Consider the following 23952-nt stretch of genomic DNA (forward strand, 5'->3'; position numbering starts at 1 on the left):
CACTGGGTGACCGCCAGACGGGACTAACGTCGAACCCGGACTACGCACAAGGAGGTCCCCCATGAGAATCCCCACTCTTGTTACCCGCTCCCTCACGCTGGCAATTGGCTTCGGCCTCGCCTTTCCCTCGGCTGCGTCCGACTTGACGACGGTCTCGACCGGACTCGCCGCCGCCAAAGGCGCGGACGGGAGTCCCGCCGTGCCATCGCCGACCACGCTGGTGGTGTTCGGTCCGCCGGCCGTTCCTTCGCAGCAGGACAATCAGGGTGTCGCGACACTGCCGGCCGCCCGGCTTCTATCGGACGATCTCGACCGGTTGTCGTCCCAGCCGCCCGGGAATGTCCTGGCCGTCCTGGGCACGGACGTCCTTCCGCTCGCCGACGGCCAGGCCACGTCGTTGAAGCGATTGTTCGACGCCGGCGTCCCTGTCCTGCTGCAACGGGACGAGCAGGCGCCGGTGGCTCCTTCGCTGGTCACCCCGCTGTTCGGTATCGCACCGACAGCCGGCGATGCCTTGTTCCGCCGGAAGGCGGATGGAGGGGTGGAGGTATTCGCCACGCCGGAAGGGCAAGCGGCGGACGTGACGGGTCTTATATCCGCCATGATGTCCGGTGTGCGTCCTTCGGCCGATCCTGCCGGACGCGGACAGTACCGCCTGGCCGCGAGAGATGCGGCCGAAGGCGCGGCCGTGCTGCCCGCCCGGCATTTCGACGTCAACTTCGTCGATCCGTCCGGCGAGATATTGGGTGTTACCGGTATCGACATCATGCGTAGCCGTACCCGCTCGGCCGACCTCAAGCTGGTCACCTTGACCTCGAAAGTTTCGGTGAGGCCGAAGCGCGCGGGAATCGTCGATGGCGGCAGGACCGGGAAAAACCTGTGGGGCGCCTACCTGCCATTGAAGTATCGTCTTCAGCATGCGTTGGCGATGGACGGTGTCACGCCGACGTACATGGATCACTTTCCCGTGACGGACGGGCGCGTGGAATACACTCAGGTCGATACCGAGAACCGTGGTTTCACGATCGGCGGTTCCACCGGGACAGAACTGAGTTCGACAGGCAAGCCTGACGACGTGCTCGCCTCGAAGGTCCCGTTCAATCTTTCCTTCGGTTACGAGCACCGTTGGCAAACGAGCCTGAGCATGACCTTCAAGGATTATTCGATGCTGGCGGCTCCCGTTGGCCCTGGTTCGGTGTCATGGGAGGCCTTGATCGCGCCGAAGCTGGTGAATGTCCTCGTCAAACGCTGGGGTGCGGGCATGCCGCAGCTGACGGAGGAAAAGATGACCCCCATGATGCGTGCCGCTTCATTCGACGCGCTATCGCAATGGAAGGTCCCCGGTGACTACGAGGGCATGGCCAAGGTCACCGTCTCCGGAGGCTACGACCTCGACCGGAAAGAGTGGCGGTGGGATCGCACCAATGTGCGCCACAGCAAAGGGGTGGATAAGCGGTCTGTGTCTGCCGACTTCGTGTTGGACATGTCCGATCCGTACCTTTCCGCAGAGATCACCGTGCTGATCCGCAGCGCCACCGGTTCGGGCGCTTGCCTGCGCGACAACCAGGGTAGCGTGGGCCTGGTTCCCTGCAACGCGACCGACCGGCGGCAGATGTGGGGGCTGGATGCGTCCAGCCGCTACGTCAATCGCGGCTCGCTCCGTTGCCTTTCCGTGCAGCCCGCCACCCGGAGCGTGATCACGGATACCTGCGAGAACATCACCTATGAGAAACAGTGGCAGTGGCGGGCGGATCGACTCCACTCACTGGTCGACCACGGCGACTATCGTCTCTATGTCGAGGGAGGCATGGTGCACTATCACGCCCCGGCGGGACGCTTTCAGGATTATCCCGTGAATCCCTTCGGCTCGCCGCTCGAACCGTGGACGAATTATCCGAACGCTCCGCGCCCCGGCATCGATATCCAACCCGCGCCACTCGGCAATCGCCCTTTGGATATCGGGGCGGAATGGAGCAAATTCCGGCGGGTCAGCGACGACCAGCGCTGGCGCGTCGAAGTGCTTCGCCAGGGGCTGTAGCGACGAAGGCGGTGTGGCGGCGGCGGGACATTCCGCCGCCGCTTGCGCGAACGGACCTTGCCCGCCACAGGTTTCGCCAATCGACGGGGCGGCGGCCGGGCTAGGCTGGGGAGGTTCGATTGTTCCGCACGTTCCCGCACCTTCGGTGCGGTGTCCATCGCTTTTGCAGAGGCCCGGACCATGAACAGGAAAGTCGTCATCGTCACGGGGGCCTCGCAAGGCATCGGCGCCGGCGTGGTGAATGCATACCGCGAACTCGGTTACGCGGTGATCGCGAATTCGCGAAGCATCCGGCCATCCGATAAAGAAGACATGGTCACGGTCGCCGGGGATATAAGTGACCGAAACGTGGCGGCCGAAGTCGCCACCACGGCGGTCGAGCGTTTCGGCCGGATCGACACGCTCGTCAACAACGCGGGCGTCTTCCTCGGCAAACCCTTTGTCGAATACACGGAAGAAGACTTCCGCCAGGCCGTCGACGTGAACCTGGGCGGCTTCTTCCACATCACCCAGTTCGTCGCGCAGCAAATGCTCATGCAGGGTTACGGGCACATCGTCCAAATCACCACCACGCTGGTCGACCAGCCGTTGGCTGAAGTGGCGGCCGGGCTCGCCTCGCTGACGAAGGGCGGGCTGGACGCGATCACGCGTTCGCTCGCGATCGAGTACGCGAAGAAGGGTGTCCGTGTGAACGCCGTCGCGCCGGGCATCGTCCGTACGCCCATGCATGCGCCGGAAACGCTGGATTTCCTCGCGGGACTCCACCCAATGGGACGCCTCGGCGAGATCGAGGACGTCGTCGAGGCCATCCTCTATCTCGAGCGCGCACACTTCGTGACGGGGGAAACATTGCACGTCGACGGCGGACAGCACGCCGGGCACTGGTAGGAGGGAAAACGATGCCGATCGTAACGATCCAGATGACCCGCGAGGGCACGGCGCCAGGCGCCACGAGCACGACGCCCGAACAGAAGGCGGCCCTCATCGAAGGCGTCAGCCGGCTTCTGCTCGAGGTGATGGGCAAGCCGATGGACAGCACCTTCGTGATCATCGAAGAGGTCGAACTCGAGAACTGGGGTTGGCATGGACTGCCTGTCACGGAGTTGCGGCGACGACGCGGGGCTTCCTCGGGCGATGTCGAACCACCGGCCGATGCAGGCGAGCGGGGCAAGTCATGAAAGCAGCCTGGATCACGAATCCTCGGGGTGGCGATCTTTCGATCAGCGTGGGCGAAACGGATGCACCGGTGCCGCACGACGACCGCATCGTCGTCGACGTGGAGGCGGTGGGCCTGACGTTCGCGGAGCCGACGTGGGCGACGAACGGAACACTGCCTTTACCTGACGGGTCGCAGCGTGCGTTGCCTGTCATCATCGGTCACGAATTCGCCGGTCGCGTCGCCGCGGCCGGATCAGCCACATCGGGTTTCGCAAACGGCGACCGCGTAGTGGGCCTGATCGATTTCTGGCGAAACGGCGCCGCCGCGGATCAGGCCAGCGTGCTCCCCGCTGAAGTGACGCATCTGCCGGACAACGTGAGTGCCCTCGACGCGTGCACGCTCCCCATCGGCGCGCTGACGGCATGGCAGGCACTGTTCGACTTCGCCCGGTTGAAGAAAGGCGAGTCGGTGCTCATCCATGGCGGTGCGGGAGCGGTGGGTTCGTTCGCGATCCAGATCGCCAGGGACGCCGGCGCGCGCGTGGTCGCCACCGCGCGAGGTCGCGACGCCGTGGCGTTGTGCAGCGCTCTCGGCGCCGACCATGCGATCGACACGGCATCGGAACGTTTCGAGGATGTCGCGGGGCCGGTGGACGTCGTATTCGACACGGTGGGTCATGACTTGCTCGAACGGAGCTGGTCGTTCCTCGGCCGGAGCGGCCGGCTGGTCACGATTTCCGGTGAGGCGGAAGACGCGCCATCGCCGGAACGCGCCAGGGCCCTGGGGATCGAGGCTCACTGGTTCATCGTCAAACCCGATCCGGCGCAGTTGGCAGAGATCGTCGCGCGGGTGGCCGATGGCCGCATCGCCGTGCAGATCGACCGCACGTATCCCTTGTCCGATGCGCGCAAGGCATTCGCGGAAGCGGAAAACCGTGCCCGGCGCGGCAAGACCGTGCTTTTGGTGAGAGGGGCCGTCGGTTCTTGAGAGACGCCGAAAACATCGCACGTCGTTTCTGAACCCCGGAAACAACGAAGCCCCGCATCGCTGCGGGGCTTCGTCTATAATTGGTGCCCAAGAGAGGACTCGAACCTCCACGGTTTTACCCGCTAGTACCTGAAACTAGTGCGTCTACCAATTCCGCCACCTGGGCAGGTGTCTCGAAACAGCTTCGCTGCCCCGTGAGCCGCGTAGATTAGGTAGGTCGAGGAAACTTGTCAACGATTTTGCACCCCGGATGTGAAACTATTCCACGTCCCCCTTCAAAGGTCCTTACGTGACGAAGAAACAGAAAGGGTCGGGAGCCGACCGCGGCCCCCGTAAACCCAAGGCCAGCCCGGCCGTGGTCGATCCCCATGCCGACCGCGAAGCCCAGCGCTACGACCAGCCGATCCCCAGCCGCGAGGCTATCCTGGCCCTGCTGGAGGAACGCGGCGAACTGCTGATGCCCGAGGACATCGCACGCTCCCTGCGCCTGTTCACCGACTACGAGATCAACGCGCTGGACCGCCGGCTGGGTGCCATGGTCCGCGACGGCCAGCTGCTGCGGAACCGCCGCGGAAGCTATGCCCCGGCGGAGAAGCTCAGCCTGATTCCCGGCCGGGTCATCGCCAACGCCGAGGGCTACGGCTTCCTGCGCCCGGACGAGGGCGGGGAAGACCTCTACCTCTCGCCGTCGCAGATGCGCAGCGTGCTGCACGGCGACCGCGTGCTGGCCAGCGTGGTCGGCATCGACCGCCGTGGCCGCCGCCAGGGCGCCATCGTCGAGGTACTGGAACGGCGTTCGCCGCGCCTCGTCGGCCGCGTCGTCGTCGAGAACGGCGTGACCCTGGTCGAGCCGGACGACCGCCGCCTGCACCAGAACATCATGATCCCCGCCGGCCGCGACGCCGGTGCCCGCTCCGGCGAGATCGTGGTGGTCGAGATCACCGATCCACCCACCCCGCATCGTGGTCCGATGGGCACCGTCCGCGCCGTGCTGGGCGAACGCCTCGAGCCCTCGCTCGTGGTCGAGATGGCCATCGCCAGCCACGACCTGCCGCATGAATGGCCGGCCCAGGTCATCCGCCAGGCGGAGGAAGTGGAGCCCAAGGTCACCTCGGAGGAACGCAAGGGCCGCGTCGATATCCGCAAGCTGCCGCTGGTCACGATCGACGGCGAGGACGCCCGCGATTTCGACGACGCCGTCTATGCCGAAGCGCTCAAGGGCGGTGGGTTCCGCCTGATCGTCGCCATCGCCGACGTGTCGCACTACGTACCCGTGGGGACGCCGCTCGACGTCGAAGCCTACGATCGCAGCACGTCCACCTATTTCCCCGGTTTCGTCGTGCCGATGTTGCCGGAGACGCTGTCCAACGGCATCTGCTCGCTCAACCCCAAGGTCGACCGCCTGTGCATGGTCTGCGACATGGAGGTCGACGAGGAAGGCGAGGTCGTCCGGTCGAAGTTCTACGACGCGGTGATGTATTCGCATGCGCGGCTCACCTATAACAAGGTGTGGCAGGCCGTGGGCGAGCGCAATGCCGATGTGCGCGACGAGATCGCCGACGTGCTTCCGCAGGTCGAGACCCTGCATCGTCTCTACAAGGTGATGGCGAAGGCGCGCAAGCGTCGCGGCGCCATCGACTTCGAAACGCCGGAAGTGAAGTTCCGCCTCGCCCCGTCGGGTGACGTGGTCTCCATGGGCGCCAGCGATCGTAACGATGCGCACAAGCTCATCGAGGAATGCATGATCGCCGCCAACGTGCAGGCGGCGAGGTATCTGTCGAAGCGGAAGATTCCCGCCCTCTACCGCGTGCACGCACCGCCACCGGCCGAGAAGTACGACGATCTCCTGCAGTTCCTGCGCGAGTTCAAGCTGAAGATGCCGCCGGCCGACGAAGTCACTCCGGCCGACTTCTCCGCCTTGCTCAAGAAGGTGCACGATCGTCCCGAAGCGGAACTGATCCAGTCGGTGCTCCTGCGCGCTCAGAGCATGGCCGTGTACCACCCGGAGAACCAGGGCCACTTCGGCCTGGCGCTGGATGCGTACGCGCACTTCACCTCGCCGATCCGCCGTTATCCCGACCTGCTCGTGCATCGCGCCATCCGTTACGCGCTGACCAAGGGCAAGCCGGCCGATTACACGTACAGCGAGAGCCAGATGGCCTCGATGGCCGTGCACTGCTCGCAGCGCGAGCGCCGTGCTGAAGAAGCCGAGCGCGATGTCGACGAGCGCTTCAAGTGCGCCTGGATGGAGAAACATGTCGGCGAGGAATTCGCCGGCACGATCACGGGCGTCACCTCGTTCGGCCTGTTCGTCGAACTGTCGGCGTCGCGCGTGTCAGGCCTCGTCCATGTCTCGCAGTTGCCGAACGATTACTACAAGTTCGATCCGGTCCGTCATTTGCTGTCCGGCGAGCGCACGGGAGCCAGCTATCGCCTCGGCGATTACGTGAGCGTGCAGGTGCTGCGCGCGAGCCTGGAAGATCGCAAGATCGACTTCCGCCTAGTGGCCCGCCTGGCCGCGTTGCCGAAGCCGCCTCCGCCGGTCGCCGCCGCGCCTGCGCCGGCGTCTCGCTCGGGTATGGCGGAGGCCGGGAAGGCGTTCGGTCGTGCCGCGAAGAAGGCGGTGGGGCGGATCTTTGGCAAGAAGACGAAGGCCCCGGTCGCCGCGGAACCGGTGGCGGAGCATCATGCGCGGCCTGCTCGTCAGGCGGCTGGCGAGACCGAGGGTGCGGGTGTCGCGCGCAAGCGCGCTTCCCACCAGGGCCGCGATGCCGCACAGCCGAAGGATGCATCCCGGTCGAGGGACGTTGCATCGTCGAAGGACGGCGGGCGCTCCACGGCTGGAAATCGTTCGAGGGGGCGGCAGGCCGGCGGGAACGAGAGGCCGGTATCCAGGAAGGTCGACGCGCCGCAGAACGATGCGGTGAAGGGGCGCGGGACGAAGACCGCCCAGCCCGCTGCCAGGCAAACCGGAACCAGGACGGCGGCCAAGGCGGCGCCGGTTAAGAGCGCACCCGCGAAAACCGCGGGCAAGAGCGCACGACGTAGACCCAGGAGCAAGCCGCAAGCATGAGTGAGTCGTGGATCGTTGGCATCAATCCGGTCGAAGGCGCGCTAGCCAACGACCCGGATCGTGTCCGGGAAGTATTGATCGAGCAGAACTCGAAGAACGCGCGCGTGAACGAGATCGCCGCGCAAGCGCGCAAGCTCGGCCTGCCGTTGAAAACGGTGGGCAAGGAGCAACTCGAGAAGCTCGGTGGCGAAGCGCGTCACCAGGGTGTGATCGCCCGCTACGAGACACCGCCGCTGCGTGGGGAGAACGACCTTCCCGCATTGTTGGAGGCGGCAGGGTCCAACGCACTGGTGCTCGTGCTCGACGGCGTCACCGACCCGCATAACCTCGGTGCCTGCCTGCGCAGCGCGGCGGCGGCGAACGTGACCGCCGTGGTGGTGCCGAAGGATCGCGCCGTCGGCATCACGCCGACGGTGCGCCGTGCCTCGGCGGGCGGCGCGGATCTCGTGCCCGTCGTGGCCGCGACCAACCTCGCGCGCGCCATGCGCATGCTCAAGGATGCCGGCGTCTGGATCACGGGATTGGATGGAGATACCGGCCAGTCCGTCTACGACATCGATCTCAAGGGGCCTGTCGCCCTGGTAATGGGTAGCGAAGGCGACGGCATGCGCCGGCTCACCCGCGACACCTGTGACTTCGTAGCCAAGATCCCGATGCCCGGCGGCATGGAGAGCCTCAACGTCTCCGTCGCCACCGGCATCGTCCTGTTCGAGGCGTTACGTCAGCGAGGGGCCAAACGATGAATCTGTTGTGGCATGACTGGGCCGGACTGATCGGGGTCACCCTGGTCCTGGTGGCGTTCTTTCTGGTCCAGGCGCACAAGCTGTCGGGCCAGGGTTACCCGTACCAGGTGATGAACCTGGTCGGCGCCTTCGGCATCCTGCTCTCGCTGATCTTCGGCACCTTCAACCTCTCCGCGTTCCTGCAGGAGATGGCATGGTTCCTGATCAGCGTATACGGCATCGTGCGCGGCGTGAGGGCGAAGAAAGCAGCCGCGGCACCGATCCTGTAGCGATCTTGGTGGGAGCCGACCTTGTTGGCGATGGGTGCTTGCCTCAGACTCCTGTGGGAGCCGACCCTGTCGGCGATGGGTGCTTGCCGTAACCCGGCCCGCTGCCGCGGGATCGCCGACAAGGTCGGCTCCCACCAGGTGGTCGTTAGCCCGGAATCAGCAAAGGATCACACCAGGTGGTCGCCAGCCCGGGTCAGCGGGGGGTTACACAGGGTGTGTAGAATCTCTGGCGGATCGGCGCAATGCCGGTCCGCACGCGGGGACGGCCCCGCGATGCGCATCATCTCCGCGGGGACGACCCCGCCTGTGCGGAGTCGCTTTCATGTACTGGACCATTCTCGTTCTCGCCGGTCTCTTCGAGATCGCCTGGGCCGTTGGCCTCAAATATACCGAAGGCTTCACGCGTCTCGTGCCGAGTCTGTTGACCGGCACCGCGATGGTGATAAGCATCGTGTTGCTCGCCTTCGCCACGAAGAAGCTGCCGCTGGGCACCGCTTACGCGGTGTGGACCGGCATCGGCGCCGTGGGCGCGGTCACGATGGGTATCGTGCTGTTCGGTGAGTCGGCGCAGCCGTTGCGGCTGCTGTGCGTGGGGCTGATCGTGGCGGGGATTCTGGGGCTCAAGCTGACTTCGGCGGCCTGAGCCGCTGGGTCGGCGAGTCTGGGGCTCGAGGGGTCTCTGAGTCTGCCGGACCGTTGAATCGCCGACAGGGTCGGCTCTCACCAAAACTCGGGTCCCACCATGCCTTAGGTCCCACCCTGACTCGGGTCCAAGGTATGGTTTTCCCAAGGCCCGAGCTCTGGTGGGAGCCGACCCTGTCGGCGATGCTCTTCAGGGCTTGTCGAAATCCGGGCTGGCCGTCGTATCGCGTTTCATGCGCGGTGCCACCAACGGTTCGCCGTGCACCACGAACCACACGTTCTCGGCGATGTTCGTCGCGTGGTCGCCGATGCGCTCGATGTTCTTCGCCATGAACAGCAGGTGCGTGCACGGCGTGATGTTGCGCGGGTCTTCCATCATGTAAGTGAGGAGGGCGCGGAACACCACCGTATACGCCTCGTCGAGCTCCGCATCCGACTTCCACACCTCATAGGCCGCCTCGGCGTCCTGCTCGTCGTAGGCCTTCAACACGTTGCGCAGCTGGTCGGCGGCGAGTTCGGCGAGGTTGGCCAGACCGCCGGCGGCGGTGATCGGTGCAACGCGGCTCAGCGGGATGGAACGCTTGGCCACGTTGGCGGCGTAGTCGCCGATGCGCTCGATGTCCGCGGCGATGCGCAGGGCGGCGAAGACGTTGCGCAAGTCACCTGCGATCGGCGCGCGCAGGGCGAGGAGGCGGACCACGTCCTGGCTCACTTCCTGCTCGAGCGCATCCAGCGCGTCGTCGTTGTCGACCACGCGCTGGGCGGCGCGTTCGTCGCGCCGCTCGACAACGTCGATCGCGGCCTCGAGCTGCGCGAGCGCCAGTTCGCCCATCTTGACGATCTCGCCGGTGAGGCGCTTCAACTCGCTGTCGTAGCTCTTGATGATGTGTTCGTGCGGATTGTTCATCGCGGGACCTCGGAGTAGGGGGCGCTCAGCCGAAACGGCCGGTAATGTAGTCTTCGGTCTGCTTCTTGTCCGGCTTGGTGAAGATCTTCTCGGTCCGGTCGAACTCGATCAGCTCGCCCATGTACATGAAAGCGGTCATGTCCGAGCAGCGCGCCGCCTGCTGCATGTTGTGCGTCACGATGACGATCGTGAAATCCTTCTTGAGCTCTTCCACCAGCTGCTCAATGCGGCTCGTGGCGATCGGATCGAGTGCCGAGGTGGGTTCGTCGAGCAGCAGCACCTCGGGCTTCAGCGCGATACCGCGGGCGATGCACAGGCGCTGCTGCTGGCCACCGGAAAGCCCCAGTGCGCTCTGCTTGAGCTTGTCCTTCACCTCGTCCCACAGCGCCGCGCCACGCAAGGCCTGTTCCACGCGGCTTTCCATCTCCGAACGCGAGAGCTTCTCATGGTGGCGGATGCCATAGGCGACGTTCTCGAAGATCGTCATCGGGAACGGCACCGGCTTCTGGAACACCATGCCCACCTTGCTGCGCAAGCGGTTCAGCGAGTACTTAGGGTCGAGGATGTTCTCGCCATCCAGCACGATCTCGCCGCTGGCGCGCAGGTTCGGGTAGATCGCGTAGATGCGGTTGAAGATGCGCAGCAAGGTGGACTTGCCGCAGCCTGACGGCCCGATGATCGCGGTGACCTTCTTCTCCGGCACGTCCATGGCGATGTTCTTGATCGCGTGGAAATCGCCGTAGTGGAAGTTCACGTCGCGCACGGTCATCTTCGCCGGCACCTGGCCAAGGTCGACGCCCGAGGCGTGCGGCGACGTGCCGAAGCCCGGCTGGGAGGCGACTTCGTTCATGTTAGTCATGGGACACCTTGGAGCGCGAGAAGATGAAGCGGGCGATCAGGCTGAGCGCCAGCACGAACATGGTCAGTACGAAGGCACCGGCCCAGGCCAGCGTGTTGATGTCCGGGCTGGGGTCCTTGGTGTATTCGTAGATGATCTGCGGCAGGCTCGGCATCTTGTCGATCGGGTTGAAGGTCATGAAGTTGTTGCCGAAGGCCGTGAACAGCAGCGGCGCGGTTTCGCCGCTGATGCGGGCCAGGGCCAGCAGCACACCCGTGACGATACCCGAGCGCGCGGCGCGGATCAGGATCTGCATCGTCAGCTTCCACTGCGGCACGCCGAGCGACAGCGCGGCTTCGCGCAGCGTACCCGGCACCAGGCGCAGCATCTCGTCGGTGGTGCGGACGATGACGGGCAGGGCGATCAGGGCCAGCGCGATGCCGCCCGCGATACCCGAGAACGTCACGTCACCGTTGGTCAGCCACTTCGACGGCAGCACGATCACGGTGTAGACGAACAGGCCCAGCACGATCGACGGCGCCGAAAGCAGGATGTCGTTGAGGAAGCGGATGGTCGGGCCGAGCCGCGAGCGCAGCGAGTATTCGGCCAGCCACGTGCCGGCGGCGACACCGATGGGTGTGGCGATCAGGATGCCGAGCACGTTGAGGATCAGGCTGCCGACCATGGCGTTGGCCAGGCCGCCTTCCTCGCGGTATGCCGTGATCTTCGTGAAGAGCTGCGGCTTCAGGCCCGCGATGCCCTGGCTGAGGGTTTCCCACAGTATCCAGGCCAGGAACAACAGGCCGATGGCCGTGGCGACGATGCTGAAGGCCATCGCCGCGATGTTCTTGATGCGGCGCGTCGTGTAGAGCGAGGCGGACATTACCTGCCCTCCTTCGTGGCGAGCCGGCGGAGCATGAGGCGCGCGATAAGCAGCACGATGAAGGTCACCACGAAGAGCAGGAAGGCCAGCGCCATCAGGGCCGACTTCTGCAGGCCCTCGGCTTCACCGAACTGGTTGGCGATGGTCGAGGCGATGGAGCTGCCGGTCTCGAGAATCGACGGAGTGAACTTGAAGGTGTTGCCGAGCACGAAGGCCACGGCCATGGTCTCGCCGAGCGCGCGGCCCAGGCCGAGGAAGATGCCGCCGATCACGGCGGTGCGGGTGTAGGGCACCACGATGTCCCAGACCACTTCCCACGTGCTCGAACCCAGCGCATAGGCGGACTCCTTCAGGCGCGTCGGCACCGTCTGGAACACCTCGCGCATCACGGAGGAGATGAAGGGAATGATCATCACCGCCAGGACCAGGCCCGCCGTGAGCACGCCGGCACCGAAGAACGGGTATTCGCTGGAGAAGAATTTCGCGATCCATGGCACGTGCTGGACCAGCCACGAGACCTGGCCGTCCGGCGGATCGGCGCTGAAGTTGTTCATCAGCCAGGGCTTTATGTGCTCGGCGACGAACGGGGCGAAGATGAAGAGGCCCCACATGCCGTAGATGATCGAAGGAATGCCGGCCAGCAGTTCGATGGCCGAGCTGACCGGGCCACGCAGCCAGCCGGGCGCGATCTCGGTAAGGAAGAGGGCGATGCCGAAGCTCACCGGCACGGCGAACACCAGGGCGATGACGGCCGTGGTGATGGTGCCCATCACCGGCACCAGGGCGCCGAACTGGTTGTTGCCCGGATCCCAGGCATCGCTGATGAGGAAGCGCCAGCCGAAGGTGGCGAACGCGTCGCGGCCGAGCCAGAGGGTGGACAGTGCCGCGCCGATCAGGGTGATCAGGACGAGCAGCGCACAGGCCTTCAGCACCCAGCCGAAAAGCCGGTCGTTGCGTGCGTCGGTTGCGTTTCGGCCCGCCTCGATCGCGCGATCTGCGTTCGGGACGGCGTTGCTGACGGTGGCATGCATGATGGGTTCGGGTTCCCGGGCCTACGCAGACGTCGGGTCGCCGCCCCTGTCGGAACGGCGACCCCCTTGGGCGATACTCTGGGCCCGCTATGTGTCAGCCGGACTGTCGAGATCGGGTCAGTTCTTGAACTCGGAAGCCCAGTAGGCTTCGATCTGCTGGACCAGCGGCGCCGGAAGGGCGACGTAGTCAAGCGAGGCGGCCTGCGCCTGGCCCTTTTCCAGCGACCACTTGAAGAAGTCGAAGGCGACCTTGGCGTGCGAGGCGTTCTTGGCCTTCTTGTACATGATCACCCAGGTGGTCGCCGTGATCGGCCACGCCTGCGCGCCGGGGGCGTTGGTCATGATCAGGTTGAAGTCCTTGGCGCTCTTCCAGTCGGCCGTGGCGGCCGCGGCGGCGAAGCTGTCGGCGTTCGGCTGTACCCACTGGCCAGCGGCGTTCTGCATCTGCGCGTAGGAGAGCTTGTTCTTGGTGGCGTAAGCGTATTCCACGTAGCCGATCGAGCCCGGGATCTGGCGCACGTACTGCGCGACGCCTTCGTTACCCTTGCCACCGACGCCGGCCGGCCATTCGACCGCCGTGCCGAACTTCACCTTGGACGCCCATTCCGGGCTGACCTTGGAGAGGTAGTTGGTGAAGTTGAACGAGGTGCCCGAACCGTCCGAGCGATGCACGACGGTGATCTTAACGTCGGGGATCTTCACGCCCGGGTTCAGCGCGGCGACGGCCGGGTCGTTCCAACGGGCGATCTTGCCCAGGTAGATGTCGGCGAGCAGCTTGCCGTCGATCTTGATCTGGCCCGGGGCCACGCCCTGCAGGTTGACGATCGGCACGATGCCGCCGACGACGACCGGGAACTGGCCGAGGCCGAACTTGGCGAGGTCTTCCGCGCTCATCGGCGCGTCGGAGGCGCCGAAGTCGATCGTGCCTTCCTTGATCTGGGCGATGCCCGCACCCGAGCCGACCGACTGGTAGTTCAGCTTGTTGCCGGTGTTCTCAGCGTACGTCGCCGACCACTTCGACAGGACTGGGTAGACGAAGCTCGAGCCGGCGCCCGTGATGTCGGTAGCCTGGGCGGACATGCCGAAAAGGGACGCGGCGACGAGCGCTGCAATACGGAGTTTGTGTGTGAACACGGAGCTTTCCTCGGGTGAATGAGTGTCGGGCGAGGCCCGCCCGGGGCTGTATTCCAGCCCTGCCGTGTTGCAATGAGACGTACTGAATGTTGCAGCGGTATGACACCCGCCTTTTTGGTGTCATATTCAGGAACTTACGAAACGTCTTAGACGGCGAGCGGTGCCGCCATCTCTCGTTCCGAGAGCTCGAGCCGGCGCCAGCGGTTGACGATTTCGCAGAAAAGCTCCGCCGTGCGCTCGGCGTCGTAGATGGCCGAGTGGGCCTCGCGCGTATCGAACGACAGTCCCGCGGCCAGCACGGCCTTGCTCAGTACCGTCTGCCCGTAGGCGAGGCCGCCGAGGGTGGCCGTATCGAAACAGCTGAAGGGATGGAACGGATTGCGCTTATGGCCCGTGCGGCGCACCGCCGCGTTGAGGAAGGCCAGGTCGAAGGCCGCGTTGTGGCCTACCAGCACCGCCCGCTGGCACGCGGCGGTCTTCACCGCGTCGCGTATGGCATTGAAGACGTGATCGAGCGCCTGGCGTTCGGGCAGGGCGCCGCGAAAGGGGTGATCGGGGTCGATACCGGTGATTTCCAGCGAGCGAGGATCGATGTTGGCACCGGGGAAAGGTTCCACGTTCGCGGAGACCGCCGCTTGCGGCACCAGGAAGCCGGAGGCCTCCATGGCGATGGGGACCACGGCGATCTCCAGCAGGGCATCGCGTTCGGCATCGAAGCCACCGGTCTCGACATCGACGATGACCGGCAGGAATCCCCTGAACCGCCCGGCCATGGTCGAAGCGGTGCTGTTACTCGTCGTATCCATCCTTAAAGGATATCAGCCCGGGACCCGGGCCGGCACGCGCCCTGGCGGACCTGGGCGTTAAGGGGATGTGCGCGTGTCGTCGATCTGTAACAAAAAAGGCATGGAACGGTAAAACCCACGGCCCATTCTTCGCGCCGTTGGACCCTTTGAGGATTTTCGGACAGAAAAGTCTCAGGAGGGGACAGGGGTTCCACACACACATTCCATCCTTCAGCGGAGAAATCCCATGCGTTCCAAGTTGCTCACGGTGGCCATCGCTGCCGGTCTGGGCGTGACCAGCTTCTCGGCCCTCGCCGCGACGCCCAAGTCGCAGCAGCCGGCCCGGGTCACGGTCGACGCCGCCACCCTTCAGCAGCTGCAGGCGCAGCTCGCCGCGCTCCAGGCCAAGGTCTCCGAGCTGGAGAGCAAGCAGGAAGCGCAGGCCGACGCGCAGATCGAGACGGCCAAGGCTGTCAACGACGTGCAGGTCGCTGCCACCAAGCCGACCGAAGACCTCTCCAAGAAGCTCGATGCGCTGAACAAGCTGGTCGACAACACCCACGTCGGCGGCACGATGTTCTTCGACGTGTCGAACATGAGCCACAGCGAAAAGATCGGCACCAACCCGAGCAACCACAAGGACGGCCACGGCGCCACCAACGGCACCGGCTTCGACGTCAAGCGCTTCTACCTGACCGTCGACCACAAGTTCGACGACGTCTGGTCGGCCAACCTGACCACCGACTTCAACTACCAGTCGACGCTGTCGCAGACCAGCCTCTTCGTGAAGAAGGCCTACGTGCAGGGCAAGTTCGACCCGCTCTTCACCGTCCGCTTCGGTGCGGCCGACATGCCGTGGATCCCGTTCGTCGAGAAGTGGTACGGCTACCGCTACGTCGAGAACACCATCACCGACCGCTCGTTCGAGGGTGGCCGCAGCGGCTCGACCGCGACCGCCGGCGGCGTCGGCGCGTTCGGCAACTCGTCCGACTGGGGTGTCCACGCCCTGGGCGCGACCACCGGTGACAACTCGATCAACTACCAGGTGTCGGTCGTCAACGGCCGCGGCTATCGCAACCTGAGCCGTTCGAAGAGCGTCGACGCCGAAGCACGCTTCGGTTATTCGCCGATCGAGCAGATGGTCATCGCCCTGGGCGGTTACTCCGGCAAGCGCGGCAACGACGTCGAGGACGGCGTGCCGACCCGCACCGCCAGCCGTGGCGACGCCATGGTGGCCTGGCGCGACAAGACCTGGGGCGCCGGTGCGGAGTACTTCCACTCCGAGAACTGGGACGACATCCTGAAGTACCAGGGTACCGGTCCCGCTCCGCTCTCGGTCAAGGACAAGGCCGACGGTTACTCCGTGTGGGCCGACTGGCACTTCTACGACCAGTTCGCCGTGTTCGCCCGCTACGACCACGTGAGCTACAAGTACACGACGCTGACCGACGTCGAGCGCGAGCTGAAGGACAAGTACTACAACGCCGGTATCTCGTACGACGTGTTGAAGAACCTGAAGCTGGCCCTCGTCTACAAGCACAACCAGCTGGACGGCCCGTTCGCCACCCCGTACCACTACAAGACGAACGAAGTGGGCTTCTGGGGCATGCTGAGCTTCTAAAGAGCATCGGAAAGGAGTTCCACTCAGGGACGAACGAACGGCGGGCGCAAGCCCGCCGTTTTTTGTTGGGAAAAGAAAAAGCCCCGGCTTCGGAAAGGAAAGCCCCGGTGGGAGCCGACCCTGTCGGCGATGCTCTTGCCCCGGTGGGAGCCGACCTTGTCGGCGATCCCGCAGCAGCGGGCCAGGTTGCCGCTAGCACCATCGCCGACAGGGTCGGCTCCCACCAGAGCCTCCCCGAGCGACGGTGCGACCGGAGCTCCCGAAGAACTTTTTCTTCCCGGGTTGCGAATCGTCTCAGGAATGTGACAGCCATCCGGACGTCTAAATCCATTGCGCTGAATCATTTCGATCGACGCGAAATCCTTAAAAAACCCTTGCTACATCACGTTTTCGAAGAAAAAACTCTGCCCATCCTGAATTTGGTGCGTCGCCGCACTTGCATCCGTCACATTCGCTGGGTAGGTTCGGACGCATGAACCTCCTTCCCCCCGCCACCCTGCGTCGCATCGCGAGCACGTTTCTCGTGCTTCTCGCGCTGTTCGTCGTGGGTGCCGGCGTGCAGGCGATGCCGTGCGAAAGGCATGCCTCTTCGGTCATGGAGCAGCAATACGCGTCGCCCTCGGGTAGCGCTCTCGACGACACCGTTGACCTGGCCGACCAGGATCCCGTGCCCTCGATAGAAGATAACGGTGGCGGCCTCGACGACACCTTCGATGTGCCGCCGCAGCATGCGGTGACCGTGCCGCATCTGGTCGAGGCCCGTCCGCAAGGCACCCTGCCTGCGCCCCGCCCACACCATCCCAGCCTCGATCTGCGCCCTCCCATCGGCTGATCGCGCCGGCGCCGTTCCGCGCGCCAGGCCTCGCTACACCCCCGTCATCCGTTGATCCGTGCGTGCCGGCCAAGCCGGCCGCCAGCGAGCGTGCGCGCTCGCCCCCATTCTCCCCAAAGAGGAACACCGCCATGGAACGTCTCATCCAGGGTTTTCATCACTTTCGCCGCCACATGACCGCCGAGCAGCGTGAGCTTTTCGCACGACTGGCTTCGGGACAGACGCCGCACACGATGTTCATCACCTGCGCCGATTCGCGCGTGATGCCCGAACTGATGTTCGCGGCACAGCCCGGTGACATCTTCGTCTATCGCAACGTGGGCAATATCGTTCCCCCCTACGCACAGCACGTCAGTGGCGTGATGGCGGCGATCGAATACGCCGTGTCGGCGCTCAAGGTGCAGCACATCGTCATCTGCGGCCATTCCGACTGCGGTGCGATGAAGGCGCTGCAGAACCCGGCGCTGCTGCAGGGCAAGCCGTCGGTCGAGCAGTGGCTCAAGCATGCCGACGTGGCGCGCTACGTGGTGGCCGAGAACCGTCCCACCATCCATGGCGAGGAAGGCCTGCGCTACCTCACCGAGGAAAACGTCGTCGGCCAGTTGGAGCACCTGCGTACGCTGCCCGCCGTGGCCGCCGCCATGGCCAACGGAAGCCTGCGCATCCACGGCTGGATCTACGACATCGCCAAGACGGAGATCACCGCTTTCGACCCCGTCGAAGGCCGCTTCCGCCCGCTGGTCGCCGGGGATACGAACGTGCCGGACGCTACGCCGCATGCTCGCTTCTCCACGCCGCCGCCGGTCGCGTCCGCCGCTTAAGGAATGTTCGCCATGCGTGCTTATTTCTCCCAGGGCCTCTTTGGCCGCGACCTCCTAGGATCGGTGGTCGTTTTTCTTGTCGCATTGCCGCTGTGCATGGGTATCGCGATCGCATCGGGCATGCCGCCCAGTGCGGGACTCATCACCGGCATCGTCGGCGGTATCGTCGTGGGCGCCATCGCCGGTTCGCCGCTGCAGGTCAGCGGCCCGGCGGCGGGCCTCGCGGTCCTGGTGTTCGAACTGGTGCGCGAGCACGGCGTGGCCGCCCTTGGGCCCGTCGTGCTTCTGGCCGGCCTGATCCAGATCGCCGCGGGCCTTTGCAAGGCTGGCGTGTGGTTCCGCATGACCTCGCCGGCGGTGGTCGCCGGCATGCTGTCGGGCATCGGCATCCTCATCGTCGCTTCGCAGTCGCACGTGTTGCTCGATGCGGTTCCCAAGGCCCGGGGCCTCGAGAACTTCGCCGCGCTGCCCGGTGCCATCTGGGAATCGGTGACGGGTGCCGGTGAAGGACAGCTGCCCGCCGCGCTGATGATCGGCCTCGGTACGATCGCGATCATGCTGGCGTGGGAAAAGCTCCGTCCGGCGAGGCTGCGTTTCGTCCCCGGTGCCTTGCTCGCGGTGGTCGCGATGACCGCCGCGGCGCAGTTCGGGGCGCTCGACGTGAAGCGGGTGGACGTGCCGTCGAACCTGTTCTCGGCGGTGAGCTTGCCGAGCTTCGGCAGCCTGTTCGGCGTGTTCGACTCGACCTTGCTGGTGGCCGCCGCGACCTTCGCCTTCATCGCCAGTGCCGAGACCCTGCTCTCTGCCGCCGCCGTGGATCGCATGCATGACGGTGAGCGCACGAACTACGACCGTGAGTTGACGGCGCAAGGCGTGGGCAACCTCATCTGCGGTTTCCTCGGCGCGCTGCCCATGACGGGGGTGATCGTGCGCAGCGCGGCCAATGTGCAGGCCGGCTCGGCCACGCGCATGGCGGCGATCATGCACGGTGGCTGGCTGCTGGCCTTCGTGATGCTGTTGCCGTGGTTGATGCGGATGACGCCGGTCTCGTGCCTCGCGGGCATCCTGGTGTTCACCGGCGTGAAGATGGTCAACCCGAAGCAGATCAAGAGCCTCGCTGCTTATGGCAAGGGCACGGCGGCGGTCTACGTCGCGACCACGCTGGCCATCGTCGCCACTGACCTGCTGACGGGCGTCATCGTCGGCTTCGGGTTGTCGCTGCTGCGTCTGGCGCTGCTCTCGTCGAAGTTGAAGATGGACGTGACGCATCACGACGAGCCGGGCATGGCCACGCTGCACCTGGAGGGTTCGGCCACGTTCCTGAAGGTGCCGTCGATGGCGCGCACGCTCGAGCGCATCCCGCCGAACACGCGGCTGTCGGTGATGATGGATCGTCTGCATCACGTGGACCAGGCGTCGCTGGAACTGCTGCGTGAGTGGGGTAGCAATGCTTCCAAGCGGGGCTGTGAGCTGATCGTCGACTGGCAGGAGCTTGGGCGGCGGGTGGAGGGTTCCAGGCAGGCTGCCTAGTTTTCGCTCCGCCGAATCGCCGACAGGGTCGGCTCCCACCAGGTTATCGCGACCTGGTGGGAGCCGACCCTGTCGGCGATGCTCTGGCTTTAATGTGGGAGCCGACCCTGTCGGCGATGCTCTTAGCCGGGCGCCTTCGTCTTATGTTTATAAGCGCACAAGTCGACGATCGGGCAGACGGGACACTCCGGCTTCCGCGCCTTGCACACATAGCGTCCATGCAGGATCAGCCAGTGGTGCGCGTCCTGGATGAACTCCTTCGGGATCACCTTGATCAGCTTGTCCTCGACCTTGCGCACGTCCGGGCCTGGGGCGAGACCCGTGCGGTTGGCGACGCGGAAGATATGCGTGTCCACCGCTAGCGTGGGCTCGCCAAACGCGGTGTTGAGTACGACGTTGGCCGTCTTCCGGCCGACGCCCGGCAATTCCTCCAGCGCCTCGCGTGATCGAGGCACCTCGCCCGCATAGCGATCGACGAGAATCTGGCTCATGGCGATGAGGTTCTTCGCCTTGTTGTTGTAGAGGCCGATGGTGCTGATGTAGCTCTTCAGCTTCTCCAGGCCGAGATCGAGGATTTTCTGGGGTGTGTTCGCCACGGGGAACAGCTTGCGCGAGGCCTTGTTCACGCCGACGTCCGTCGCCTGAGCGGACAACGCCACGGCCGTCAGCAGTTCGAACGGCGTCGTGTATTCCAGTTCGGTCTTGGGGTGTGGATTCAACTCGCGCAAGCGGCTGAACATCTCGACCACGTCGGCCTTCTTCACGGACGATCCTTTTTCTTCGCCTTGGCCCGGGCCAGGGCCTCGAGCACTGGGTTTCGCGTCGTGGCCGCGGCGACATCCGCCTTGCTGGCGGCGAGCTTCCGTTCGCGCGCGTCACGTTCGCGGGCGAGGCGCCGTTCGCGGCGCTGGAAGCGCAAGCGCGCCGCGTCCGCATGAGCACGGTCGTCCGCCTGGGCCAGTGGCATCGGGTCGAGCGTGATGCAGTCCACCGGGCAGGCGGGCACGCAGAGTTCGCAGCCGGTGCAGAGATCGGCGACCACGGTGTGCATCAGCTTCGACGATCCGACAATGGCGTCGACAGGGCAGACCTGGATGCACTTCGTGCAACCGATGCAGTCGGCCTCGACGATGCGAGCCAGCGTGCGCGGCTTCTCCACGCCGTGCGTGGGATCTAGCGGAACAATCGGCCGGTCGAGCAGGGCGGCGAGCCGCGCGATACCGGCAGCACCACCCGGCGGGCAGCGGTCGATACCGGCATCGCCGGCGGCGATCGCTTCCGCATACGGACGGCAGCCGTGAAAACCGCACTGCTCGCACTGCGTCTGCGGCAGCAGGTCGTCGATCCGGTCGGCGAGCGTTGGCGTCATGGCTGGCGCATGCCGATGAATGATCGTCAGCGAACGGTGGCGCCTGGCGCCGCGCCCTGGTCGGCGTCGAGCAGGAACAGGTCCGCACCGCCGTCGCCGGCGGAAAGGATCATGCCCTCGGACAGGCCGAAGCGCATCTTGCGCGGCGCGAGGTTGGCGATGAAGACGACGTTGCGGCCGACGAGCTTTTCCGGCTCGGCATAGGCGGCGCGGATGCCGGAGAAGATCTGGCGCTTGCCCAGCGGGCCGGCATCGAGCTCGAAGCGCAACAGCTTGTCCGAGCCTTCGACGAACTCGCAGGCCAGCACCTTGCCGACGCGCAGGTCGAGCTTGGCGAAGTCGTCGATGGAAATGGTGGTGGTCCCGGTGGTGGCGGCGTCGGTCATCGGTTTCGGTGCTTCCGTGGTTTTCTTGGCGGGTTTGGCGATCGCGGCGGTGACGGCCTTGGCCTGTTCCGCGGGCGAGAAGGATTCCTTCGAGGCCTCGATCATCGCTTCGATCTTCTTCGGGTCGAGGCGTCCGAACAACGGCGAGAAGGCGTTGACGGTGTGGCCGAACAACTCGCGGCGCGCATCATCGAAGTTCGCGATGGGCGCGCCGAGGAAGGCTTCCGCCGCCGCGACCGTGATCGGCAGGATTGGCTTGAGCAGGCCGGACAGCAGGCGGAACGCGTTGATGGCGAACGAGCAGACCTGTTGCAGTTCGTCGCGGCGCGATTCGTCGCGGGCGATGACCCAGGGCGCCTTCGCGGCGATGTAACCGTTCACGGCATCGGCCATGGCCACGAAACGGCGCGACACTTCCGCGAATTCGTCCGCCTCGTATACACCTTCGATGCCTTCGTACTGCGCGAGCAGGTCGCGCCACAGCGCCGAGGCCTCGTCGTCGAAGCGATCGGCGAGCGTGCCGGCGAAGTGGGTATGCAGGAACCCTGCCGTGCGGCTGGCGATATTCGCCCACTTGCCGACCAGGTGCGAGTTGACCCGTTCCTCGAATGATTTCAGGTCGAGGTCGACGTCAACCGGCTGCGGGCCGAGCATCGTCGCGAAGTAGTAACGCAGCGCCTCGGGATCGAGGCCCGTGTCGAGGTAGGTGCGAGCCTGGATGAAGGTGCCGCGCGATTTGGACATCTTCGCGCCGTTCACCGTCAGGTACCCGTTCACGTGCAACGCCGTGGGCGTGCGCATGCCGGCGCCATGCAACATCGCCGGCCAGAAAAGGCCGTGGAAGTTGATGATGTCCTTGCCCAGGAAGTGGTGCATTTCGGCGGTGCTGTCGGTACCGAGGAAATCGTCAAAGCGCATGCCCGTCCGCTCGCACAGCGCCTTGAACGAGGCGAGATAGCCGACCGGGGCGTCGAGCCAGACATAGAAGAACTTGCCCGGGGCGTCGGGAATCGGGAAGCCGAAGTAGGGCGCGTCGCGCGAGATGTCCCAGTCGCGCAATCCGCCGTCGAGCCATTCGGCGAGCTTCGCGGTCACGCCACTGTTCGCCACCGGCTTGCCACCGGTGAACTTGCCGTCGAACCAGTCGCGCAGCAGGGTCTCGAACTTGCCCAGCTCGAAGAAGAAGTGCTCCGAGTCGCGCAGGATCGGCGTCGCGCCGGACATCACGGAATAAGGAGAGATCAGGTCCGTGGGCGCGTACGTGGCGCCGCAGTTCTCGCAGTTGTCGCCGTACTGGTCGGGCGTGCCGCAGTTGGGACAGGTGCCCTTGATGTAGCGGTCCGGCAGGAACATGTCGCGCTCGGGGTCGTACAGCTGCTGGATGTCGCGGCGGGCGATGTAGCCACCGTCGCGCAGGCGCGTGTAGATGGCCGTCGCGAGATCCTGGTTCTCCGGCGAATGCGTGGTGTGGTACTGGTCGTAACTGAAGTGGAAATCGGTGAAGTCGGCTTCATGGCCGGCGCGGATGCCTGCGATGTAGTCTTCCGGGGACTTCCCGACCTTTTCCGCCGCCAGCATGATCGGCGTGCCGTGGGCGTCCTCACCGGCGACGTACCAGACCTCGTTGCCCTGCATTCGCTGCGCGCGCGCCCAGATGTCGGCCTGGATGTAGCCGAGCATGTGACCCAGATGGAGCGGGCCGTTGGCATAGGGAAGCGCGTTGGTGACGAGGATGCGACGGGCCATGGGGATCGGATCGGCTGCGGGACCCCGGATTATGGCATGTGCGCTTGCGTCATGGCCCCGCGGGCCGTGCCGCCGGCTGCTACGATTCGTGCTCCTCCCGACCCGAAGGCCGCCTGCATGACCCGACCCGTCCGTCTCGCCATCAGCGGCGCATCCGGCCGCATGGGCCTCGCGCTGCTTGGGCTCGTGCGTGACGACGAACGGTTCGAGCTCGCCCGGGCCATCGTCTCGACCGGCTCCCCACGGCTCGGCAAGGCCGTCCACGGCGACGTCTCCGCGTTGCGCTTCACCGACTGGAGCGACGCTGCCGGTGTCGATGTCGTCGTCGACTTCAGCGGACCGGAAGGCCTCGCGGCGGCGCTCGATCATTGCGAGGAAAGCGGCGCCTCGCTGGTCACCGGCACGACCGGGCTTTCCGACGCGCTGGAGGATCGCCTGACCAAGGCGGCCGAGCGCATCGCCGTTCTTCGCGCCGCCAATTTCAGCCTCGGCGTGGCCGTGCTCACGCGCCTCCTGCGTGAAGCCGCGGCGGCCTTGCCCGGCTGGGACCTCGACATCGTCGAAGCCCACCACAACCGCAAGGAAGACGCTCCGTCCGGCACCGCGCTGGCGCTTGGGCATGCCGCCGCCGAGGGGCGTGGCGCCACGCTCGACCAACTGGCCGTCTATTCACGCGAAGGCCGTCCAGGTGCGCGCAAGGCCGGCACGATCGGCTTCGCCGTCGTGCGCGGTGGCGACATCGTCGGCGAGCACCAGGCTTTGCTGATGGGGCAGGGCGAGCGCATCGAACTCGGCCACCGCGCGACCGACCGTTCGATCTTCGCGCGCGGGGCCCTGGAGGCCGCTGCCTGGATCGCAGGCCGGGCCCCCGGCGCCTGGTCGATCGAGGACGTGATCGCCTCCAAACGGGGATGACATCTCGAAGCCGTGTTAACATCCGCGCCGATGTCATTGGGGAGTAGCCATCCTCGTTCCCCCTGAGGAGTTCGCGTCAACAGACTTGGTGGTCCTCGTGACCCCATGGCGCGAACGGTAGCGGCGCATGGAGAGTGCGCCGCCCGCCCGGCGAGACCTTTGGCCATCGACATGCTCACCCGGCCGGGCGAGCGGTGTCGTTGTGCCATCGGTTTTCTCGCGCTCGCCCGGCCTATAAGCGAA

At 65.4% G+C, this 23952-nt stretch carries 22 protein-coding genes, 1 tRNA gene and 1 riboswitch; of the genes, 13 read left to right on the forward strand and 10 right to left on the reverse strand.

Features of this window, described 5'->3' with window-relative positions; all coding sequences use genetic code 11:
* The first annotated feature begins 61 nt into the window (after positions 1–61).
* The 4 genes from QFZ41_RS16670 to QFZ41_RS16685 all read left to right on the forward strand — a co-directional run bounded on the left by QFZ41_RS16670 (position 62) and on the right by QFZ41_RS16685 (position 4184).
* The gene (locus QFZ41_RS16670) at positions 62–2038 is read left to right on the forward strand and encodes a hypothetical protein (protein ID WP_429199759.1); all 1977 of its coding nucleotides are present in this window, start codon (positions 62–64) and stop codon (positions 2036–2038) included.
* A 180-nt stretch (positions 2039–2218) separates the two neighbouring features.
* On the forward strand, positions 2219–2926 hold the full coding sequence (locus QFZ41_RS16675) for an SDR family NAD(P)-dependent oxidoreductase (protein WP_429199760.1): 708 nt from the start codon (positions 2219–2221) through the stop codon (positions 2924–2926).
* Positions 2927–2937: 11 nt separating this feature from the next.
* Positions 2938–3216, forward strand: coding sequence for a tautomerase family protein (locus QFZ41_RS16680; RefSeq protein ID WP_429199761.1), 279 nt, complete (start codon positions 2938–2940; stop codon positions 3214–3216).
* Positions 3213–4184, forward strand: a complete 972-nt coding sequence (locus tag QFZ41_RS16685; RefSeq protein WP_429199762.1) for an NADP-dependent oxidoreductase — start codon at positions 3213–3215, stop codon at positions 4182–4184. The genes QFZ41_RS16680 and QFZ41_RS16685 overlap by 4 nt, the downstream gene beginning before the upstream one ends.
* An 81-nt stretch (positions 4185–4265) precedes the next feature.
* On the opposite strand, the gene QFZ41_RS16690 is transcribed toward QFZ41_RS16685, so the two are convergent.
* Positions 4266–4350: transfer RNA gene (locus tag QFZ41_RS16690), tRNA-Leu, on the reverse strand.
* Between the two features lie 123 nt (positions 4351–4473).
* Here QFZ41_RS16690 and rnr point away from each other — a divergent pair.
* From rnr to sugE, 4 genes are all read left to right on the forward strand, one after another.
* Positions 4474–7257, forward strand: a complete 2784-nt coding sequence (gene rnr / locus QFZ41_RS16695) for a ribonuclease R (protein WP_429199763.1) — start codon at positions 4474–4476, stop codon at positions 7255–7257.
* On the forward strand, positions 7254–8000 hold the full coding sequence (gene rlmB / locus QFZ41_RS16700; RefSeq protein WP_429199764.1) for a 23S rRNA (guanosine(2251)-2'-O)-methyltransferase RlmB: 747 nt from the start codon (positions 7254–7256) through the stop codon (positions 7998–8000). The genes rnr and rlmB overlap by 4 nt, the downstream gene beginning before the upstream one ends.
* A complete protein-coding gene (locus QFZ41_RS16705) occupies positions 7997–8269 on the forward strand; it encodes a CBU_0592 family membrane protein (protein WP_429199765.1) in 273 nt (90 codons plus the stop codon). Before rlmB ends, QFZ41_RS16705 begins: the two co-directional genes overlap by 4 nt.
* 322 nt (positions 8270–8591) lie before the next feature.
* Positions 8592–8912: a quaternary ammonium compound efflux SMR transporter SugE gene (gene sugE / locus QFZ41_RS16710; protein ID WP_429199766.1), complete on the forward strand. Its 321-nt coding sequence runs from the start codon at positions 8592–8594 to the stop codon at positions 8910–8912.
* A 189-nt stretch (positions 8913–9101) separates the two neighbouring features.
* Here sugE and phoU read toward each other — a convergent pair whose 3' ends face one another.
* The 6 genes from phoU to rnt all read right to left on the reverse strand — a co-directional run bounded on the left by phoU (position 9102) and on the right by rnt (position 14510).
* Positions 9102–9818, reverse strand: coding sequence for a phosphate signaling complex protein PhoU (gene phoU / locus QFZ41_RS16715; RefSeq protein WP_429199767.1), 717 nt, complete (start codon positions 9816–9818; stop codon positions 9102–9104).
* 25 nt (positions 9819–9843) lie between these two features.
* Positions 9844–10668 carry a phosphate ABC transporter ATP-binding protein PstB gene (pstB, locus tag QFZ41_RS16720; RefSeq protein WP_426287916.1) on the reverse strand — a complete coding sequence of 275 codons (825 nt, stop codon included), beginning with the start codon at positions 10666–10668 and terminating at the stop codon, positions 9844–9846.
* Position 10669: 1 nt separating this feature from the next.
* Positions 10670–11539: a phosphate ABC transporter permease PstA gene (pstA, locus tag QFZ41_RS16725; protein WP_429199768.1), complete on the reverse strand. Its 870-nt coding sequence runs from the start codon at positions 11537–11539 to the stop codon at positions 10670–10672.
* On the reverse strand, positions 11539–12570 hold the full coding sequence (pstC, locus tag QFZ41_RS16730; protein WP_429199769.1) for a phosphate ABC transporter permease subunit PstC: 1032 nt from the start codon (positions 12568–12570) through the stop codon (positions 11539–11541). The genes pstA and pstC overlap by 1 nt, the downstream gene beginning before the upstream one ends.
* 117 nt (positions 12571–12687) lie before the next feature.
* Positions 12688–13704 (reverse strand): phosphate ABC transporter substrate-binding protein PstS, encoded by a 1017-nt coding sequence (gene pstS, locus QFZ41_RS16735; RefSeq protein WP_429199770.1) that lies wholly within the window; start codon positions 13702–13704, stop codon positions 12688–12690.
* Positions 13705–13850: 146 nt separating this feature from the next.
* Entirely contained in the window at positions 13851–14510 is a 660-nt protein-coding gene (gene rnt / locus QFZ41_RS16740; protein WP_429199771.1) for a ribonuclease T, read from the reverse strand.
* Positions 14511–14736: 226 nt separating this feature from the next.
* Here rnt and QFZ41_RS16745 point away from each other — a divergent pair, with 226 nt between their 5' ends.
* From QFZ41_RS16745 to QFZ41_RS16760, 4 genes are all read left to right on the forward strand, one after another.
* Positions 14737–16110, forward strand: a complete 1374-nt coding sequence (locus QFZ41_RS16745; protein ID WP_429199772.1) for a porin — start codon at positions 14737–14739, stop codon at positions 16108–16110.
* 472 nt (positions 16111–16582) lie between these two features.
* A complete protein-coding gene (locus QFZ41_RS16750; protein WP_429199773.1) occupies positions 16583–16942 on the forward strand; it encodes a hypothetical protein in 360 nt (119 codons plus the stop codon).
* Positions 16943–17073: 131 nt separating this feature from the next.
* Positions 17074–17763 carry a carbonic anhydrase gene (locus tag QFZ41_RS16755; RefSeq protein ID WP_426285006.1) on the forward strand — a complete coding sequence of 230 codons (690 nt, stop codon included), beginning with the start codon at positions 17074–17076 and terminating at the stop codon, positions 17761–17763.
* A gap of 12 nt (positions 17764–17775) precedes the next feature.
* The gene (locus tag QFZ41_RS16760; protein WP_429199774.1) at positions 17776–19293 is read left to right on the forward strand and encodes a SulP family inorganic anion transporter; all 1518 of its coding nucleotides are present in this window, start codon (positions 17776–17778) and stop codon (positions 19291–19293) included.
* Between the two features lie 122 nt (positions 19294–19415).
* Here the strand turns inward: QFZ41_RS16760 and nth are convergent, their stop codons facing one another.
* Genes nth through metG form a run of 3 tightly spaced genes read right to left on the reverse strand, consistent with a single transcriptional unit; the run spans position 19416 to position 22794 of the window.
* Positions 19416–20057, reverse strand: coding sequence for an endonuclease III (gene nth, locus QFZ41_RS16765; RefSeq protein WP_429199775.1), 642 nt, complete (start codon positions 20055–20057; stop codon positions 19416–19418).
* Entirely contained in the window at positions 20054–20662 is a 609-nt protein-coding gene (gene rsxB / locus QFZ41_RS16770; protein ID WP_429199776.1) for an electron transport complex subunit RsxB, read from the reverse strand. The genes nth and rsxB overlap by 4 nt, the downstream gene beginning before the upstream one ends.
* Positions 20663–20688: 26 nt before the next feature.
* Positions 20689–22794 (reverse strand): methionine--tRNA ligase, encoded by a 2106-nt coding sequence (metG, locus tag QFZ41_RS16775; RefSeq protein ID WP_429199777.1) that lies wholly within the window; start codon positions 22792–22794, stop codon positions 20689–20691.
* 117 nt (positions 22795–22911) lie between these two features.
* Between metG and dapB the strand changes: the two genes are divergently transcribed.
* Positions 22912–23709, forward strand: coding sequence for a 4-hydroxy-tetrahydrodipicolinate reductase (dapB, locus tag QFZ41_RS16780; protein WP_429199778.1), 798 nt, complete (start codon positions 22912–22914; stop codon positions 23707–23709).
* 26 nt (positions 23710–23735) lie between these two features.
* Positions 23736–23937: riboswitch (yybP-ykoY riboswitch) on the forward strand.
* The last annotated feature ends 15 nt before the right edge of the window (positions 23938–23952 follow it).

It is taken from the genome of Luteibacter sp. W1I16, assembly GCF_050434905.1.
Lineage (GTDB): Bacteria > Pseudomonadota > Gammaproteobacteria > Xanthomonadales > Rhodanobacteraceae > Luteibacter.

Coding starts and splice junctions, on each gene's coding strand:
- QFZ41_RS16670 (WP_429199759.1), top strand. CDS start 62: ATGAGAATCCCCACTCTTGTTACCCGCTCCCTCACGCTGGCAATTGGC.
- QFZ41_RS16675 (WP_429199760.1), top strand. CDS start 2,219: ATGAACAGGAAAGTCGTCATCGTCACGGGGGCCTCGCAAGGCATCGGC.
- QFZ41_RS16680 (WP_429199761.1), top strand. CDS start 2,938: ATGCCGATCGTAACGATCCAGATGACCCGCGAGGGCACGGCGCCAGGC.
- QFZ41_RS16685 (WP_429199762.1), top strand. CDS start 3,213: ATGAAAGCAGCCTGGATCACGAATCCTCGGGGTGGCGATCTTTCGATC.
- rlmB (WP_429199764.1), top strand. CDS start 7,254: ATGAGTGAGTCGTGGATCGTTGGCATCAATCCGGTCGAAGGCGCGCTA.
- QFZ41_RS16705 (WP_429199765.1), top strand. CDS start 7,997: ATGAATCTGTTGTGGCATGACTGGGCCGGACTGATCGGGGTCACCCTG.
- sugE (WP_429199766.1), top strand. CDS start 8,592: ATGTACTGGACCATTCTCGTTCTCGCCGGTCTCTTCGAGATCGCCTGG.
- phoU (WP_429199767.1), bottom strand. CDS start 9,818: ATGAACAATCCGCACGAACACATCATCAAGAGCTACGACAGCGAGTTG.
- pstB (WP_426287916.1), bottom strand. CDS start 10,668: ATGAACGAAGTCGCCTCCCAGCCGGGCTTCGGCACGTCGCCGCACGCC.
- pstA (WP_429199768.1), bottom strand. CDS start 11,539: ATGTCCGCCTCGCTCTACACGACGCGCCGCATCAAGAACATCGCGGCG.
- pstC (WP_429199769.1), bottom strand. CDS start 12,570: ATGCATGCCACCGTCAGCAACGCCGTCCCGAACGCAGATCGCGCGATC.
- rnt (WP_429199771.1), bottom strand. CDS start 14,510: ATGGATACGACGAGTAACAGCACCGCTTCGACCATGGCCGGGCGGTTC.
- QFZ41_RS16745 (WP_429199772.1), top strand. CDS start 14,737: ATGCGTTCCAAGTTGCTCACGGTGGCCATCGCTGCCGGTCTGGGCGTG.
- QFZ41_RS16750 (WP_429199773.1), top strand. CDS start 16,583: ATGAACCTCCTTCCCCCCGCCACCCTGCGTCGCATCGCGAGCACGTTT.
- QFZ41_RS16755 (WP_426285006.1), top strand. CDS start 17,074: ATGGAACGTCTCATCCAGGGTTTTCATCACTTTCGCCGCCACATGACC.
- QFZ41_RS16760 (WP_429199774.1), top strand. CDS start 17,776: ATGCGTGCTTATTTCTCCCAGGGCCTCTTTGGCCGCGACCTCCTAGGA.
- rsxB (WP_429199776.1), bottom strand. CDS start 20,662: ATGACGCCAACGCTCGCCGACCGGATCGACGACCTGCTGCCGCAGACG.
- metG (WP_429199777.1), bottom strand. CDS start 22,794: ATGGCCCGTCGCATCCTCGTCACCAACGCGCTTCCCTATGCCAACGGC.
- dapB (WP_429199778.1), top strand. CDS start 22,912: ATGACCCGACCCGTCCGTCTCGCCATCAGCGGCGCATCCGGCCGCATG.